Consider the following 15,596-nt stretch of genomic DNA (forward strand, 5'->3'; position numbering starts at 1 on the left):
CACCGGCGGGAAGCGGCAATTCAGCCGCCATGACGCCCCTCCGGGCGCCGAGACCGACCAGTGCAGCCCGCCCTCGATGTTCTCGCCGACATAGGTCTGCGCCGCCGCGGGCGCGGCCAGGGCGGCGCCGGCCAGGGCGATCAGCGTCAGCGCCCTCATCGGCCCGCTCCGGACGGCGGGCAGGCCGTGCGCGACAGCCGCCACAGGGCCGCCGCCACGAACAGGGGCGAGATCAGGGCCAGCGCCCATTCGATGATGCCCAGCGGCTTCGTCTGGCCGACGAAGCGCAGCAGAATGGACGAGAAGACCAGCACCGTGCCGCAGTCCACCTGACGCAGGCGGCGCAGCGGCGTCTTCTCGAAGATCGAACGCACCCACAGGCCCACGCCGACCGCCAGTCCGACCAGCGAGAGTCCAAAGGCGAGCGTGTGGGCGTCGAAGGTCACGAGGCGGCGGGCTCCGCGGCCTTGGGCTTTTCCTTCTTGCGGTACATGGCCAGCATGCGCCGCGTGACCATGAAGCCGCCAAAGATGTTGACGCTGGCCAGGGTCACGGCCGCCACGCCGGCGCCCTTGGCGATCCAGCCGTCGCCGCTGCCCGAGGCCGCCGCCGCCGCGATCAGGCCGCCGACGACGATCACGGAGGAGATGGCGTTGGTCACGGCCATCAACGGCGTATGCAACGCCGGCGTCACCGACCAGACGACATAGTAGCCGACGAAGATCGCCAGCACGAAGATGGCGAGCCGGAAGATGGTGGGATCGACGTGTTCCATGGTCAGTGGCCTCGCGGTTCGTGAAACTCGGTCATGTCAGCATCTGCACGAGGAATCTTGTTCTCCACCCACGCCAACAAGGCCAGAACGGCAACGGCGATGGCGAGTATCAGCAGATAGTAAGGCCCGCGCTCGATCAGGAAGCCGCCAACGTCGGCGGCCGGATGCTCAACACGAAACGCGGAGAAGCGCTCAAACTCCCGCCAGACCTGATAGGCGACCGAGCCCAGCCAAAGAATGAGGACGAGCGGCTTTCCGAACCTCATCCCTTCACCCCCTCATGCACCACGGCGCCGCCGTTGGTGACCACGGAGGCCTTGAGGATCTCGTCCTCCAGATCGATCGCCAGGCCCCCATCCTTCACCAGCAGGCCGACGAAGGCGAACAGGTTGCGGGCGTAAAGGGCCGAGGCGTCCGCCGCGATGCGGCCCGGCAGGTTGGACCAGCCGACGATCTGCACGCCGTTCGCGGTCGTCACGACCTCGCCCAGCTTGGCGCCCTCGACGTTGCCGCCGTTGTCGATGGCCAGGTCGACGATGACCGAGCCCGGCTTCATCGAGGCGACATGCGCCGCCGTGACCAGCCGGGGCGCCGGGCGGCCGGGGATCAGGGCGGTGGTGATGACGATGTCCTGCTTGACGATGTGCGAGGCCGTCAGCTCGGCCTGCTTGGCCTGATACTCCGGCGACATCGGCTTGGCGTAGCCGGCGGCGGTCTCGGCGGCCTTGAACTCCTCGTCCTCGACGGCGACGAACTTCGCGCCGAGGCTCTCGACCTGTTCCTTGGACGCCGGGCGCACGTCGGTGGCGGTGACCACCGCGCCCAGCCGCCGGGCGGTGGCGACGGCCTGCAGGCCCGCGACGCCCACGCCCATCACGAAGACCTTGGCGGCGGAGACGGTGCCCGCCGCCGTCATCATCATCGGGAAACCCTTGCCGTAGGCGTAGGCCGCCTCGATCACGGCGCGATAGCCGGCCAGGTTGGCCTGGGACGACAGCACGTCCATCACCTGGGCGCGGGTGATGCGGGGCACGAATTCCATGGCGAAGGCCGTCACGCCCGCCTGGGCCAGCGCCTGCACCGTGTCCTTCTCGCGATAGGCGTCCAGCATGGCCGCGACGACCGCGCCCGGCTTCAGGGCGCTGGTCTCCTGCGCCGTCGGACCGCGCACCTTCAGCACCAGATCGGCGCCGGACAGCACGGCCTTGGTGTCCTTGGCCACAACGGCGCCGGCGGCTTCGTAGTCCGCGTCGGGGATGGAGGAGCCGGCGCCCGTGCCGGCCTCGACCGTCACGGTCGCGCCCAGCGCGATCAGCTTCTTCACGGTCTCGGGAGTGACGGCGCAACGCGTCTCGCCTTCACGGCGCTCGCGGGTCACGGCGATGGCGACAGCCAAGCGAATCCCTCCCTCACTGGTTTGTACAGCGACGTTAGGCTCTTCCGGAGCGACGCGTCAAAAGCGCGCCCGTCATGGACAGGGGCCTCGCCCTCGACCATAGACGCCCGCGTGTCAGACAGCCCCGCCCCGAGCATGCGCCGCAACGACCTGGACTGGATCCGGGTCAGCGCCTTCGGCCTGCTGATCCTGTACCATGTGGCCCTGGTCTATGCGCCGTACGACTGGCACATCCACAGCGCCCACACCTTCCCCTGGCTGCACGAAGCGCTGCTGCTGACCAATCCGTGGCGGCTGACGCTGCTGTTCCTGGTGTCCGGCGCGGCGCTGCGCTTCATGACCGCGCGGCGGACGGCGGCCCAGACCCTGAAAGCACGCGCCGAGCGGCTGATTCCGCCGCTGCTGTTCGGGGCGCTGGTGCTGGTGCCGATCCAGTCGTGGGTCGAGGCCCTCGACAAGGGCGGCTTCACCGGAAACTTCGCCGACTGGCTGTGGCACGAGTTCGGCCCGGCCGGCCTGGCCGACGGCGTGCCGGTCAACCACCTGTGGTTCATCGTCTATATCGCGGTCTACAGCCTGGTCGCCGTGGCCCTGATGACCCGCCCGGCCCTGATGGCCCGGGCCGAGGCCTGGCTGGTCCGCAACACGGCGGGCTGGCGCATCCTGGTCGTGCCGCTGGTCTATCTGATCGTGATCCGCATCGTGCTGTTCCCGATCTTCGGCATCACCAACAAGCTGACGTGGGACTTCTACAATCACTTCCTGTCGCTGGGAGCCTTCCTGTTCGGCTTCCTGATCGTCGGGCATCAGGGCGTCTGGGCCGAGCTGGAGCGCCGCCGGCACCTGTCGCTGATCGTGGCCCTGATCGCCCTGCCGATCATGATGTGGCAGGCGGCCCACCCCGGCGGCGGGACCTGGTTCGGCGTGCCGCGCGCGGTCGTGTTCGCCATCGACCAGTGGGCGGTGATCACCGCCATCCTCGGCTACGGCAGCCGCTATCTGCGCAAGACGCCCGGCCCCGCCCTGCCCTATCTGGTGGACGCCACCTTTCCCCTCTATCTCGCGCACCAGACGGTGCTGGTCGTGGCGGTCTGGTTCATCCGGCCCGCGAACCTGCCCGCCCCGCTCGAGGCCGCCTGCCTGGTCGGCGTCACCTTCGGAATCAGCCTGCTGATCTACGAGGTCGTGCGCCGCATTCCCCTGATCCGGCCGCTGTGGGGTCTCAAGCCCTTCCCCGCCCCCGTCGGACGGCCCCGCTACCATCGCCGCCGCCGGCTGCTGATGATCGGCATGGGCGCGCCGGTGCTGGCGCTGACCGCGGTGCTGATCGGCGTGGCGACCTGGCCGGGCTTCGATCACGCGCGCCAGTATCTCAGCGAGCTGGGCGGCGCCTCGGCTCCCATGCCCCTGATCTTCAACGGCGGCGTCTTCATCGCCGGCGCGATGTGCATCGCCGCGGGGGTCGGCTTCGGCCTGGCCATCAACGCCCTGACCGGGCGGTGGTTCGTCGCGGGCCTGACCGCCGTGGTCTTCACCCTGGCGGGGATCGGCCTGGCCGCCTCCAGCCTCTATCCGTGGCCCGACCCCCGGCACATGGCCATCAACCTGGGCCTCGGCATCCAGCTGGCGCCCCTGCTGCTGCTCTGGGGCCTATGGAGCCATGTCGACATGAAGCGGCTGAAGATCTTCCTGGCCGTGGTCTTCGTGGCCATGGCCGTCCTGACCGCCTTCACCTACCATCTGGTGCTGCCCGGAACGGTCAACGACGCCAATGTCGGCTGGTGGGAGCGGGGCTATGCGATTATCCTCGTGGGCTGGGTCGGGATCGCGGCTTTCGTGATCGAACGCCGCCTGAAGGCCCACGCCGGCCGCGACTGAAGGCCCCCGCGGGCCGCCAAAGCCCCCGGAAAACCGGCCTCATTCAATTTTTCTTCGCCATTCACCATTCCGTGATTGAAAATCGCGCGGAAGTGATCGACATTGCAGGCGTGTTGCAATGCAGCAAATTCCACCCGGCGCCCCGGCCGGTTGCGGGATCAAAGGCCTGGACTGACTTATGAGCAACCAAGCGATCCGGATCGACGCCGCAAACGCTGCGTCGGCCCAGACTGACCGCCCGGCTTGGACCTGGCTGCCGGACGAAGCGCCGATGGCCATGCCGCGTCAGTCCCTCAACAGCTGGGACGCGACGCCGGAAGTCCCCACGCCCGCCACCTCGCCGGTGAACGTCGGCGGCCGCCGTCTCGCGCTCGCCGTCCTGACCGCGATTGTTACAGCCCTGGCCCTGATCGCGCCGGTGGCGCTGTTCGCGCGCAACGGCTTCGACGCCCTGGAAGTGGCCTCCCTGGTCATCTTCGGGGTGCTGATCACCGCCATCGGCTGCTGGTTCTCCAGCGCCGCCATCGGCTTCTGGGTGCTGCTGACCGGCCGCGAACAGGACGACCTGGCCTTCGCCCCGCATCCGGCCGAGCCGACCCAGCGCACGGCCCTGCTGATGCCGCTGTACAATGAGGACGCCCGCGCGGCCTTCGCGCGCCTGGCCGTGATCGACAATTCGCTGGCCCGCCTCGGCGTTTCGGACGCCTTCGACATCTTCGTCCTGAGCGACTCGACCAAGCCGGAAGCGGCCGATCAGGAACATCAGGCCTATCTGGGCTTCCGCGCCCACGCCCACAGCCGCGTCTTCTACCGCCGTCGCGAGAAGAACATCGAGCGCAAGTGCGGCAACCTGTCGGAATGGACCCAGCGCTTCGGCGGCGCCTATCCGTTCATGCTGGTGCTGGACGCGGACTCGACCATGGCCGGCGAGACCATCCTGCGCATGGTCGACGCCATGGAGCGCAACCCGGGCATCGGCCTGCTGCAGACCACGCCGACCATCATCAAGGGCCAGACCCTGTTCGCCCGCGTGTCGCAGTTCAGCGTGCGCCTGTACGGCCGCGTCGCCGCCGCCGGCCTGGCCTGGTGGGCCGGCTCGGAAGCCAGCTACTGGGGCCACAACGCCATCCTGCGCACCGAAGCCTTCGCCTCGACCGCCCATCTGCCGATCCTGGCGGGCCGCGAGCCCTTCGGCGGCGCGATCCTGAGCCACGACACCGTCGAGGCCGCCCTGCTGCGCCGCGCCGGCTGGGCGGTGCACGTCACCGCCGCCCTGGACGGCAGCTGTGAAGAGACCCCGGCCACCATGCTGGACTTCATCCGCCGCGATCACCGCTGGTGCCAGGGCAACATGCAGCACCTGGGCCTGCTGAAGACCCGCAGCATGACCGTGATGAACCGCGTCCAGATGGCCATGGGCTTCATGGCCTACTTCTCGTCGCCCCTGTGGCTGGCCTCGCTGATCGCCGGCATGGTGATCCAGCTGCAGTACCCGACCGACTGGGCGTCGTTCGGCTACCTGCTGAAGCCCGAGTTCTCGCCCTTCATGCTGGCCACCCTGCTGTCGGGCGTGCTGCTGATCGGTCCGAAGGTCATGGGCGGCCTGCTGGTCATGAGCCGCCCGCGTGAGCGTCGCGCCTTCGGCGGCGGCAAGCGCATCTTCAAGGGCATGGCCATGGAGATCTTCCTGTCGGCCCTGATCGCCCCGATCATGATGGTCGCCAACACCAAGGCCATCATCCAGATCGCCGCCGGTCACGACGCCGGCTGGCACGCCCAGGACCGCGACGCCGACGGCGTCAGCTGGAAGGACGCCTTCCGCTCGATGCGCTGGCAGATGGCCACGGGCCTGCTGTTCTGCGTCGGTCTGGGCTTCCGCCCGGATCTGGTCACCTGGTTCGCCCCGGTGGTCCTGCCGCTGCTGTTCGCCGCCCCGCTGGTGGTCCTGACCTCGCGCCGCCGCCTGGGCGACGCGGCGGCCAAGGCCGGCTACCTGGCGGTTCCGGACGAGGCGGGCGTCAGCGTCAGCACCATCCCCAGCACGCAGCAGGTTTCGGCGCTGCGGGCCGTCGCCGGGGCCTGATCGTTCCGGCTGCCTCGCCGCCATGGTGCATCCGCGCAACACCGTTCCGCATTATGCTGCGGCGCAGCATAAATTCGACCCCGTCTACTGGCGCAACCTCGGGCCGCTGATAGGCTGATCGGGCTTTCAGAAGGCGGGAAACGGCCCAACGGCCTCGATTTCATCCTCGGATGGGTCAGAGAGTTGGGCCGTGGACCCGCTTCGCAGCCGCCCCCGCTTTACGCAGACGCGAAAAAGCCGGACTGCCTGCACAGCCCGGCCCTTCCTCAATCTCATGGATCAGAAGACCGCCGCGCCGTCAGCGCGGCCGGGCCTCAGTGCGCCGAAGGCGAACGCAGGAACCACACGCCCGCGGCCATCATCACGACCGCCACGCCGACGCCGGCGAAGAAGTTGCCGTTCGGCATGAACCAGATCGTCAGCAGGGCCAGCAGGGCCGCGATGGCCAGCGAGCCGTATTTGGCCATGCCCATGAACAGGTGGAACGTCGACGTCTGCTCGCTGATTTCCATCGAGCCTTTAACGTAGTCGTCGTGGGCGTGGGGGTCGGCCATGGGTCGGGTCCGGATTCGGGAAAAGAAAGCTCGCCGCCCTTATAGCGGGGCCACGCTCAGGCTCAAGCGGGGCGCGGCATTTCAGCCTAAAGCGAAATCGGTTGGGTTGGACGCTGTCCAAACCAACTCAGATTTCGCTCCGGCATAATTCTGGAGCCTGATTCACGGCATCAGCGGAATCGCGTAGCGATTCCACTGATGCCGATCAGGCTCTCAGTCCAGCGCCGCCAGAACGTCGCGGGTGAAGGCGATCGGATCGAAGCGCTTGCCGGTCGGGTCCTCGCCGCGGCGGACGATGACGATGTTCCGGCTGGGCACGATGATCACATACTGGCCCCGGTTGCCGTTGGCGGAGATGGTGTCCGGCGGAACGCCCTCGGACGTGTTCATCAGCCAGAAGGTCGCGCCATAGCCCTGCTCGCCCATCGGCTGGGGCCCCGAGGGACGTGAGACGTACTCAAGCCAGCCCTCCGGCAGGATGCGCTCGCCGTTCAGGACACCGTCGTGGGCGTACAGCTGGCCGAAACGCGCCAGGTCGCGCGCCGTCGACCAGACCTGGCTGGAGAGGACGTAGTTGCCGCGCCAGTCGGTCTCGGCCCAGGTGTCGTACATGCCCAGACGCCGGAATAGCTCCGCCGGAGGATGATCCTTGAAGTCGGAGGCGATCGAGAGGACGGCCAGCAGGATATCATTGTTGGCGTAGCGGAAGCGGGCGCCCGGCGGGGCGATCAGCGGCCAGGTCGTGACCTGCTCGTCCACCGCCACGCCGCCGAAATAGATCGCGTCGGTGCGGTTGCCCGCCGTGTCGCTGGTCAGGCCCGACGACATGCGCAGCAACTGGTCCAGCGTGATGGCCGCGCGCGGATCGTCACCCCGCCAGTCGGCGATCGTGGCCGGTGCTTCCACGTCCGCCCCGCCGCGCTGAACAGCGGCGCCGATGATCGTCCCTGCCAAGCTCTTGGCCACCGACCAGGTCCGCTGGGGCGTGTCGACGCCGAAACCCTCGGCGTACTCCTCGGCGACGATCCGGTCGCCCTGCAGCACCAGCACGGCGGTGGTGTTGGAGCCGTCGCCGTAGTGCCCCACGAAGGCGCCTTCGACGGCCTCGTTCAGGAGGGCGGCGTTCCCTGCGGGCTCGGCGGCTTCAAACGCCTCATTACGGCGCGGATGGTGAGTCGCCATGACGTACGAGCCGTCATAACGCCAACCCATCGGCATGATCACGCAACCTTGCCCGGGCTCGTGGGTCGCAAACCGCGGGGGCATGACCTCGTCCCAAGCGACGGCGACGCTTTGCAAATCGATCTCGACTGGCATCTCCCGGACCAATCCGTCCAGCTCGGGATAGATACCCATCAACTCGTTGGCCTCGACGCTTTCCAGCGTGCGCGTCCCGCCCGCCGCCTCGGCGGTCTTGACCGCGCTGCACACGGTCAGGGCCTTGTATCCCGCCGCCATGGCGCGGACGCTCGCCGAGGGTCCGGACGGCGGCGTCTGGACTGGCGTCTGGGCCGCCGCGGGCAGGGCGAAGGCGGCGACCGCCGCGAGGATCAGGATGCGCATGGCGCGGACGGTCGCCCGCCCCCGCCGGGGCGTCAACTCAGACCATGGCCTCGAACTGGTCGATCAGCCGTTCCAGCCGCTTCGTGCCGATGGTCCAGAAGGCCGGGTCGCGCGGGTTCAGGCCGAACGGCGCCAGCGCCTCGACGTAGCCCCTGGACCCGCCCCCCGCGAGCAGGTCGCGGTACAGGGGCGTGAAGCCCTCCGGGTCCTTGGCCCGCGTCTCCATCAGCGCCGCCACCAGCAGGTCGCCGAAGGCGTAGGCGTAGACGTAGAAGGGCGAGTGCACGAAGTGGCTGACATAGCTCCACCAGTGCTCATAGCCGGGGTTCAGCGTCACCGCCGGGCCCAGCGACGCGCCCATCTCCTCCAGCCAGATCTCGCCGATCCGCTCGACCGGGACCTCGCCCGCCGCGCGCTCGTCATGGAACCGGGTCTCGAACCGGTGGAAGGCGATCTGGCGCACCACGGTGTTCAGTCCGTCCTCGATGCGGCCGGCCAGCAGGCCGCGCTGCTCGGCCTTGGGCGCCGTCTTCAGCAGGCGGTCGAAGGTCAGCCCCTCGGCGAAGATGGAGGCCGTCTCGGCCAGGGTCAGGGGCGTATCGGCGAGCAGGGACCCCTGCCCCGCCGCCAGCGTCTGGTGCACGCCGTGGCCCAGCTCATGCGCCAGGGTCAGCACGTCCCGCCGCTCGCCCATCCAGTTCAGGAAGACATAGGGGTGCTTGTCCGACGTCACCGGGTGGGCATAGGCGCCGGACTGCTTGCCCGCCCGCGCCTTGCCGTCGATCCACGGCCTGTCGAAGAAGCCCTGCGCCCGCTCGGCGAAGTCCCCGCCCAGGTCGCCGAAGCTCTCCAGCACCAGCGCCTTGCCGGCCGACCAGTCATAGCCGCGCGGGGCCGTGGTCTCGAGCGGGGCGTTGCGGTCCCACTGGTCCAGCTTGGGCTTGCCCAGCACCTTGGCCTTCAGGGCGTAGTAGCGGTGCGACAGGCGCGGATAGGCGGCCGCCACGGCTTCGGCCATGGCGTCCACGGACTCGCCGTCCACCTCATTGGACAGGTGACGCCCGTCGGCGGGGCGTTTGAAGCCGCGCCACTTGTCTTCCAGCGCCTTGTCTGCGGCGACGGTGTTCAGCACCAGCGCCATGGTCGAGGCCCGCGCGCCCAAGGCCTCGTCCAGCCCCTCGGCCGCCGCCTTGCGCTTGGCGCCCTTGGGGTCGGATAGGCGGTTCAGCGCCTCGGCCAGGGTCAGCTCGTCCTTGCCGGCCTTCACCTTCATCGCCGCCAGGGTTTCGTCGAACAGGCGCGGCCACTGGGCGCTGATGGGGCCACGCTCGGCCAGGAAGGTCTCCAGCTCCTGGGACAGCTCATGCGGCTTCATCGCCCGCGTCCGGCGCAGCCATGGAGTCCAGCGGGCGGCGGCGGGATGGGCCTTCAGCGCCGCCTCGACGGCGGCGTCATCCAGCTGGTTGATCTCCAGCGTGACCCAGATGGTCGGGGTGGCGATGGCGGTCAGCTTCTCGCGCACCGTGGCCTCGAAGCCCTGTGCGCCCGCGTCGTTGCGGTTGGTCGAGGCGGCGAGGAAGGCGTAGGCCCCCAGCGCGCCCAGCACGTCCGAGGCCTGCTCGTACAGCGCGACGGCCCGGTCCAGCCGCTGTCCCAACGTCGCCGGATCGTCCTTGGCCGCGATCAGCTGGCCCTGCAGCCCGTTCAGTTCGCCGACCAGGGCGCGGGTGCGCTCCAGATCGGCCTCGATGCGGGCGTCCTCGCGAGAGGCGTAGAGGTCGGACAGGTCCCAGACGGGGGCGTCCAGCGGATCGGCGGCGGTCTTGAAGGGGGCGTTCATGCCCTCCGTTGTGGGGATGCGCGCGGCCCGGCGCAACAGCCGAAAGACGCCAGACGCCGGGTCAGGACGGCGCGATCATCCGCTCCATGAGCTTCCTGATCCATCCCCTGCCGCTGGCCCCCTTCCGTCCGCTGTTCGCGCTGGACGACGCCGGGCTGGAGGCCATGGGCGCGCGCCGAATGATCGCCGACGCGCCGAACAGCGCGCCCTGCCGGGTCAGCCTGGCCGACGCCGCGCCGGGCGAGGCGCTGATCCTGCTCACCCACCGCCATCTCGATGCGCCCGCCAGTCCCTACCGCTCGGACGGGCCGATCTTCGTGCGCGAGACCGCCTCGGAAGCGGCGCTGGGGCCGGACGAGGTCCCCGACATGCTGGGCCGTCGCCTGCTGTCGGTTCGGGCCTATGACTCCGGGGCGATGATGATCGACGCCGATGTGGTCGACGGCGCTGATCTGGCGGTCCGGTTGAACCTCTGGTTCTCCGACCCGGTAATCGACCGAATCCAGATGCACACCGCCCGACGCGGCTGCTTCATGGCCGAAGCCCGGCGCGCCTGATCGGATCTACTTCCGGCGCGCGCCCTGATCCACCTCGGCGCCTTCGCGCATGTCCTGCCGGAGCTGCTCCAGCTCGGCGGGGGTGCAGCTGTAGTGCTGGCACATCCGCATCGCCATCTTCTCCATCATCTGCGGGACCAGCGCCATGACCGCGCGATCGGCCGCGGGCATCACCTGCACGCTCTTTTCCGCGATCGAGCGGCCCAGGGGGGTGTCATAGAAGGCGACCAGGGCGACCAGCTCCTCCTCGGTGAAGACGCCGGCGTAGACCGGGACCATTTCCGCGATCATCTGCGGGACCATGTCCGCCGTCAGCTCGGCGGTCAGGCTGAGGATAAAGCGGCGGTCGGCCTCCGGAAGGGTCTGCATCTGCTCGTCATTGGCCATCTCGGCGCCGAGCATCTGATGGATCACGCCCTCGAACTGGTCCGTCATCAACAGGTTCAGGTACCGGCGCGTCAGCTCCAGCTGTCGCTCGGACGGCGCGGTCGCCGTCGAAGAGGCCTGGGCCGCCCGGGCCGTATCGGCCGGCAAGGCCGTGCTGAGCAGCGCCGCGGCCGCGCACGCGATCATGAAACGCATCTTTATCCCCCCGTTCGCCCCATCTTTCCGCGTGGACGGCGCACGCACAACCGCCGATCAGCGGAAGCGGCGAATTATCTCAGCCAGATCCGGTTCGCCGACGCAGGCCGCCGCCTGTTCGACCGACATCCAAAGCCGGTCACGCTCGCCTTGCTCCTTCCACACAGGACGCACGGTGACGACCTCCAGCGGATAGACGGAGACCACGCACCAGCGCGGCGCGCGCCGCCGCAGCATCTTCAGATAGCGGAACGTCCCCAGCGGCTCGTCTCCGACCCGGCCTTCGACCCCGGCCTCTTCCAGCGCCTCGATGGCCGCGGCCTCGGCGTCCGTCAGGCCGGGCATGCGGCCGCCCTTGGGCGTGACCCAGCGCCGCGTCTCGCGAGAGGTGACCAGCAGGATTTCCAGCCCGTCGGGGCCGCGTCGCCAGGGCAGCGCCGCCACCTGACGCCGCTCGGCCCGTTCGGTGCGGATGACCTCGCCGGTCATCAGGTCAGGAAGATTCCGCCGACCCAGAAGAAGGCCGCGCCGATCGCCGCCGCCGCGGGCATGGTGATGAACCAGGCCGTGACGATGCTGCGGGCCACGCCCCAGCGCACCGCGCTGGCCCGCCGGGCCGCGCCGACGCCGACGATGGCGCCGGTGATGGTGTGGGTGGTCGAAACCGGAATGCCCAGGCCGGTGGCCATGAACAGGGTGATGGCCCCGCCCGTCTCGGCGCAGAAGCCCTGCTGCGGGCTCAGGCGGGTGATCCGCGACCCCATCGTGTGAACGATGCGCCAGCCGCCGAACAGGGTGCCCAGGGCGATCGCCGCCTGACAGGTGATCACCACCCAGAAGGGCACATGGAACTCGGTCCCCGCCGGCGCGCGCGACAGCAGCAGCACCGCGATGATGCCCATGGTCTTCTGCGCGTCATTGCCTCCATGCCCCAGCGAATAGGCCGAGGCCGAGACGAACTGCAGCTTGCGGAAGATCTTGTCCGCGGACGACGGATTGGCCTTCACGAAGATCCACGACACCAGGAAGACCAGCAGCAGCGCCAAGGCGAAGCCGACCGCGGGCGACAGGAAGATGGCCGCGACGGTCTTGGTCACTCCGCCAATGACGACGGCGCCGGTCCCGGCCTTGGCCACGCCCGCGCCCAGCAGGCCGCCGATCAGGGCGTGCGAACTGGACGACGGAATGCCCGCCAGCCAGGTGATGACGTTCCAGCTGATGGCCCCCATCAGGGCCCCGAAGATCACCTGATCCGAGATGATGGACGGATCGATGATCCCCTTCCCGATCGTGTTAGCCACGTGCAGGCCGAAGAACAGAAAGGCGATGAAGTTGAAGAAGGCCGCCCAGCCGACCGCGAAGACCGGCGGCAGGACGCGCGTCGCCACGATGGTGGCGATCGAGTTGGCGGCGTCATGCAGGCCGTTCAGGAAGTCGAACAGCAGGGCGACGGCGATCAGGAAGACGAGGATCAGCAGGGCGTGGTCCATCCGGGCCGCTCCTACAGGTGTTCGACCAGAACGCCGTTGATCCGGTTGGCCACATCCTCGAACCGGTCGATCACCTTCTCCAGGTGATCATAGACCTCGGCCCCGGTGATGAAGGCCATGGCGTCGCCGGTCTTGTGCGCCTCATACAGCGCCTTCATGCCGTGATCGTACAGGGTGTCGGAGTCGCTCTCCAGCCGGGCGATCTTCTCGGTCAGCTCGTTCAGGCGGCCGTGGTTCTTGCGCATGGCCGGCAGCAGGGACACAGCCTCCACCGTCAGCGTCGCCGCCTCCACCGCGATATCGCCCAGCTGGCGCATGTGCGGGGCGAACTCGCGCATCTCGTACAGGGTGATGACCTTGGCGGTCTTCTGCATCTGGTCGATCGAGTCATCCAGCGAGTTGGTCAGGCCGCGGATGTCCGAACGGTCGAACGGGGTGACGAAGCTGCGGCGCACCGCGAACAGCACCTCGCGCGCCACGGCGTCGGCCTCATGCTCATGATCGATGATGCGCTGGCACCAGCGCGGCACCTCGTCGCCGCCCTCCAGCACCTTGCGCAGGGCGTCGGCGCCCTGGATCAGGGTCGCCGCATGGGCGTCGAACAGCCGGAAGAAATTGTCTTCCTTGGGCAGCAGCGCCTGAAACCAGCCCAGCATCGACGAATCTCCCGAAATCGCGGTCGCGATCATGCGCGCTCACTCCCGCGCGGCAGGCCCTACGTCAACCCTCCGGTGACGGACGGTTCTTCACAAACGTCGGAATCCCGGCCAGATCACAGGCCGCTCCGTCGGAGGGTTCAGACCACGCGGGCGTCATAGGCGCGGCGCGCCGCCTCGACCTGGTCCATCCGGGTCTCGGCCCAGTCGATCATCGGCCGAAGCGCCTCGACCAGGGTTCGGCCCAGAGGCGTGATCTCATAGGTGACGCGGACCGGCACGGTCGCCTCGACATGGCGCAGCACCAGCCCGTCGCGCTCCATCTGCCTCAGGCTCTGGCTGAGCATCTTCTGGGATACCCCGCCGATCCGCCGCTTGAGCGCGTTGAAGCGCATGGGCCCGTCATCGAGCGTGGTCAGCAGCAGGGTCGTCCACTTGTCGGCGATCCGGTCCAGCAGCAGCCGGGTCGGACAGTCCTGCGCGCGCACGTCGCCCCGGGCGGTTTCCCGCGGGTGACCAGATGAGGTTTCGGTGCCTTCTTGCATGGATGATTTCTTTATCTCACTTGGTACCCATTGGAAACCACCAAGGACACCCTCCCATGAAGATCGTCGTACTGGGCGCCAGCGGCCACATCGGCTCGGAAATCACCAAGGAGCTCGCCGGGCGGGGCCATGCGGTCACCGCCGTGGCCCGCAAGCCGGAGGCGATCCCGACCGCCGACCGCGTCACGCCGGTCGCCGGCGACGCCTCTGACGCGAACGCTCTCGCCGACCTGCTGCGCGGCGCCGACGCGGTGATCAGCGCCCTGCACTTCGACGTGCCGGCCGAGACCCTGCTGACCGCCGTGCGCGAGGCCGGCGTGCCGCGCCTGCTGGTCACCGGCGGCGCCGCCAGCCTGGAGGTCGCGCCCGGCGTCCGCCTGATCGACACGCCGCAGTTCCCAGAGGAATGGAAGCCGTTCGCCACCGGCGGCATCACCTTCCTGGACCATCTGCGCGGGATCAGCGACGTGGACTGGACCTTCCTCTCGCCCGCCGCCCTGATCGAGGCCTGGCCGCGCCTGGGCCGCTACCGCACCGGCAACGACCAGCTGCTGACCGACGACAAGGGCGAAAGCCGCATCAGCTACGCCGACTACGCCCTGGCCATGGTCGATGAGCTGGAGCAACCGAAGCACAGCCGCGCCCGTTTCACCGCCGCCTACTGAGGAGGGGTCGAGATGAAGTTCCCGCTCGCCGCCGCACTGATGACGCTGGCGATATGGGCCGGATCCGTCCACGCCGAGCCCGTCGCCGCGCCTCATCCGCCCTCCTCGAGCGACCGCACCGCCACCGAGGCCGAGAACGCCCAGATCGTCACCGCCTTCTACGAACTGGCGTTCAACCAGCACCGGCCGACCGAGGCGGCCCGGCTGTACATCGGCGACCGCTACATCCAGCACAATCCGAACGTCCCGAACGGAGCCGAGGCCTTCTATGGCTATTTCGAGGGCTTCTTCCGCGAGCATCCGCAGTCGCGCGTGACCATCCATCGCGTCATCGCTGACGGCGACCTGGTCGCCCTGCACCTGCATTCGCAGGAAAGTCCCGATGATCCCGGCCGCGCCATCGTGGACATCTTCCGGGTCGAGAACGGCAAGATCGTCGAGCATTTCGACGTCATCCAGTCCGTCCCCGCCACGACCGCCAACGGCAACACCATGTTCCAGGGCGACAAGGCCGATTGAGCGCCCCACCCCGGCCTCAAGCAGTCCGAAGGGCGGTAGTCCCAGCCGCCTGGGCCTCAAGTAGCCGATAGGCGATAGGCCAAAAAAGGAAGGCCCCGGAAGATCGCTCTTCCGGGGCCTTCGTCATTTCAGCGGCGTGGACCTATCAGGCGCCCAGCGAAGCCGGGTCGATCTTGAAGCCCGGCCCCATCGTCGACGACAGGCTGATCTTCTTGACGTAGGTGCCCTTGGCGCCCGACGGCTTCGAACGGACCAGAGCGTCCACGAAAGCCTTCACGTTGGCTTCCAGGGCTTCCTGGGTGAACGAGGCCTTGCCGATGCCGGCGTGGACGATGCCCGCCTTCTCGACGCGGAACTCGACGGCGCCGCCCTTGGCGTCCTTGACGGCCTGGGCGACGTTCGGGGTCACGGTGCCGACCTTCGGGTTCGGCATCAGGCCGCGCGGGCCCAGCACCTTACCCAGACGGCCGACCAGGGCCATCATGTCCGGCGA

At 68.6% G+C, this 15,596-nt stretch carries 17 protein-coding genes and 1 pseudogene; 5 read left to right on the forward strand and 13 right to left on the reverse strand.

The genetic code is table 11. From position 1 onward, the window contains the following. Positions 1-155: 155 nt before the first annotated feature. Genes Q0C81_RS05900 through Q0C81_RS05915 form a run of 4 tightly spaced genes read right to left on the reverse strand, consistent with a single transcriptional unit; the run spans position 156 to position 2,171 of the window. Entirely contained in the window at positions 156-446 is a 291-nt protein-coding gene (locus Q0C81_RS05900) for a hypothetical protein (protein WP_291834928.1), read from the reverse strand. After that, positions 443-775: an NAD(P) transhydrogenase subunit alpha gene (locus Q0C81_RS05905; protein WP_291834930.1), complete on the reverse strand. Its 333-nt coding sequence runs from the start codon at positions 773-775 to the stop codon at positions 443-445. The genes Q0C81_RS05900 and Q0C81_RS05905 overlap by 4 nt, the downstream gene beginning before the upstream one ends. Before the next feature lie 2 nt (positions 776-777). After that, on the reverse strand, positions 778-1,041 hold the full coding sequence (locus tag Q0C81_RS05910; RefSeq protein ID WP_291834933.1) for a hypothetical protein: 264 nt from the start codon (positions 1,039-1,041) through the stop codon (positions 778-780). Further along, on the reverse strand, positions 1,038-2,171 hold the full coding sequence (locus tag Q0C81_RS05915) for a Re/Si-specific NAD(P)(+) transhydrogenase subunit alpha (RefSeq protein WP_291834935.1): 1,134 nt from the start codon (positions 2,169-2,171) through the stop codon (positions 1,038-1,040). The genes Q0C81_RS05910 and Q0C81_RS05915 overlap by 4 nt, the downstream gene beginning before the upstream one ends. Positions 2,172-2,282: 111 nt before the next feature. Here Q0C81_RS05915 and Q0C81_RS05920 point away from each other — a divergent pair, with 111 nt between their 5' ends. Both Q0C81_RS05920 and mdoH read left to right on the forward strand, forming a co-directional pair. Continuing rightward, complete coding sequence (locus tag Q0C81_RS05920) at positions 2,283-4,049, forward strand: acyltransferase family protein (protein ID WP_291834938.1); 1,767 nt, start codon at positions 2,283-2,285, stop codon at positions 4,047-4,049. A gap of 178 nt (positions 4,050-4,227) precedes the next feature. Next, on the forward strand, positions 4,228-6,132 hold the full coding sequence (gene mdoH, locus Q0C81_RS05925) for a glucans biosynthesis glucosyltransferase MdoH (RefSeq protein WP_291834941.1): 1,905 nt from the start codon (positions 4,228-4,230) through the stop codon (positions 6,130-6,132). Positions 6,133-6,446: 314 nt separating this feature from the next. On the opposite strand, the gene Q0C81_RS05930 is transcribed toward mdoH, so the two are convergent. The 3 genes from Q0C81_RS05930 to Q0C81_RS05940 all read right to left on the reverse strand — a co-directional run bounded on the left by Q0C81_RS05930 (position 6,447) and on the right by Q0C81_RS05940 (position 10,089). Next, positions 6,447-6,686: an aa3-type cytochrome c oxidase subunit IV gene (locus Q0C81_RS05930; protein ID WP_291834945.1), complete on the reverse strand. Its 240-nt coding sequence runs from the start codon at positions 6,684-6,686 to the stop codon at positions 6,447-6,449. Between the two features lie 213 nt (positions 6,687-6,899). Then, on the reverse strand, positions 6,900-8,249 hold the full coding sequence (locus tag Q0C81_RS05935; RefSeq protein ID WP_291834948.1) for a serine hydrolase: 1,350 nt from the start codon (positions 8,247-8,249) through the stop codon (positions 6,900-6,902). Positions 8,250-8,286: 37 nt separating this feature from the next. Next, positions 8,287-10,089: a M3 family oligoendopeptidase gene (locus Q0C81_RS05940; protein WP_291834950.1), complete on the reverse strand. Its 1,803-nt coding sequence runs from the start codon at positions 10,087-10,089 to the stop codon at positions 8,287-8,289. 86 nt (positions 10,090-10,175) lie between these two features. Between Q0C81_RS05940 and Q0C81_RS05945 the strand changes: the two genes are divergently transcribed. Beyond that, positions 10,176-10,646, forward strand: coding sequence for a DUF1203 domain-containing protein (locus Q0C81_RS05945; RefSeq protein WP_291834953.1), 471 nt, complete (start codon positions 10,176-10,178; stop codon positions 10,644-10,646). Positions 10,647-10,652: 6 nt separating this feature from the next. Here the strand turns inward: Q0C81_RS05945 and Q0C81_RS05950 are convergent, their stop codons facing one another. The 5 genes from Q0C81_RS05950 to Q0C81_RS05970 all read right to left on the reverse strand — a co-directional run bounded on the left by Q0C81_RS05950 (position 10,653) and on the right by Q0C81_RS05970 (position 13,919). Further along, positions 10,653-11,228 carry a DUF2059 domain-containing protein gene (locus Q0C81_RS05950; protein ID WP_291834956.1) on the reverse strand — a complete coding sequence of 192 codons (576 nt, stop codon included), beginning with the start codon at positions 11,226-11,228 and terminating at the stop codon, positions 10,653-10,655. A gap of 57 nt (positions 11,229-11,285) precedes the next feature. Further along, positions 11,286-11,717 (reverse strand): NUDIX hydrolase, encoded by a 432-nt coding sequence (locus Q0C81_RS05955; RefSeq protein WP_291834960.1) that lies wholly within the window; start codon positions 11,715-11,717, stop codon positions 11,286-11,288. After that, the gene (locus Q0C81_RS05960) at positions 11,717-12,718 is read right to left on the reverse strand and encodes an inorganic phosphate transporter (RefSeq protein ID WP_291834963.1); all 1,002 of its coding nucleotides are present in this window, start codon (positions 12,716-12,718) and stop codon (positions 11,717-11,719) included. Before Q0C81_RS05960 ends, Q0C81_RS05955 begins: the two co-directional genes overlap by 1 nt. A gap of 11 nt (positions 12,719-12,729) precedes the next feature. Beyond that, entirely contained in the window at positions 12,730-13,407 is a 678-nt protein-coding gene (locus tag Q0C81_RS05965) for a DUF47 domain-containing protein (protein WP_291834966.1), read from the reverse strand. A 107-nt stretch (positions 13,408-13,514) separates the two neighbouring features. Continuing rightward, complete coding sequence (locus tag Q0C81_RS05970) at positions 13,515-13,919, reverse strand: helix-turn-helix domain-containing protein (protein WP_291834969.1); 405 nt, start codon at positions 13,917-13,919, stop codon at positions 13,515-13,517. A 56-nt stretch (positions 13,920-13,975) separates the two neighbouring features. On the opposite strand from Q0C81_RS05970, the gene Q0C81_RS05975 reads away from it, so the two are divergent. Then, complete coding sequence (locus Q0C81_RS05975) at positions 13,976-14,584, forward strand: NAD(P)-dependent oxidoreductase (RefSeq protein WP_291834972.1); 609 nt, start codon at positions 13,976-13,978, stop codon at positions 14,582-14,584. A 12-nt stretch (positions 14,585-14,596) separates the two neighbouring features. After that, positions 14,597-15,103, forward strand: coding sequence for a nuclear transport factor 2 family protein (locus Q0C81_RS05980; RefSeq protein WP_291834976.1), 507 nt, complete (start codon positions 14,597-14,599; stop codon positions 15,101-15,103). A gap of 145 nt (positions 15,104-15,248) precedes the next feature. Here the strand turns inward: Q0C81_RS05980 and Q0C81_RS05985 are convergent. Next, positions 15,249-15,596, reverse strand: a pseudogene (locus tag Q0C81_RS05985) (50S ribosomal protein L1); the annotation flags it as partial.

The organism is Brevundimonas sp., from assembly GCF_023259385.1.
Classification (GTDB): Bacteria; Pseudomonadota; Alphaproteobacteria; order Caulobacterales; family Caulobacteraceae; genus Brevundimonas.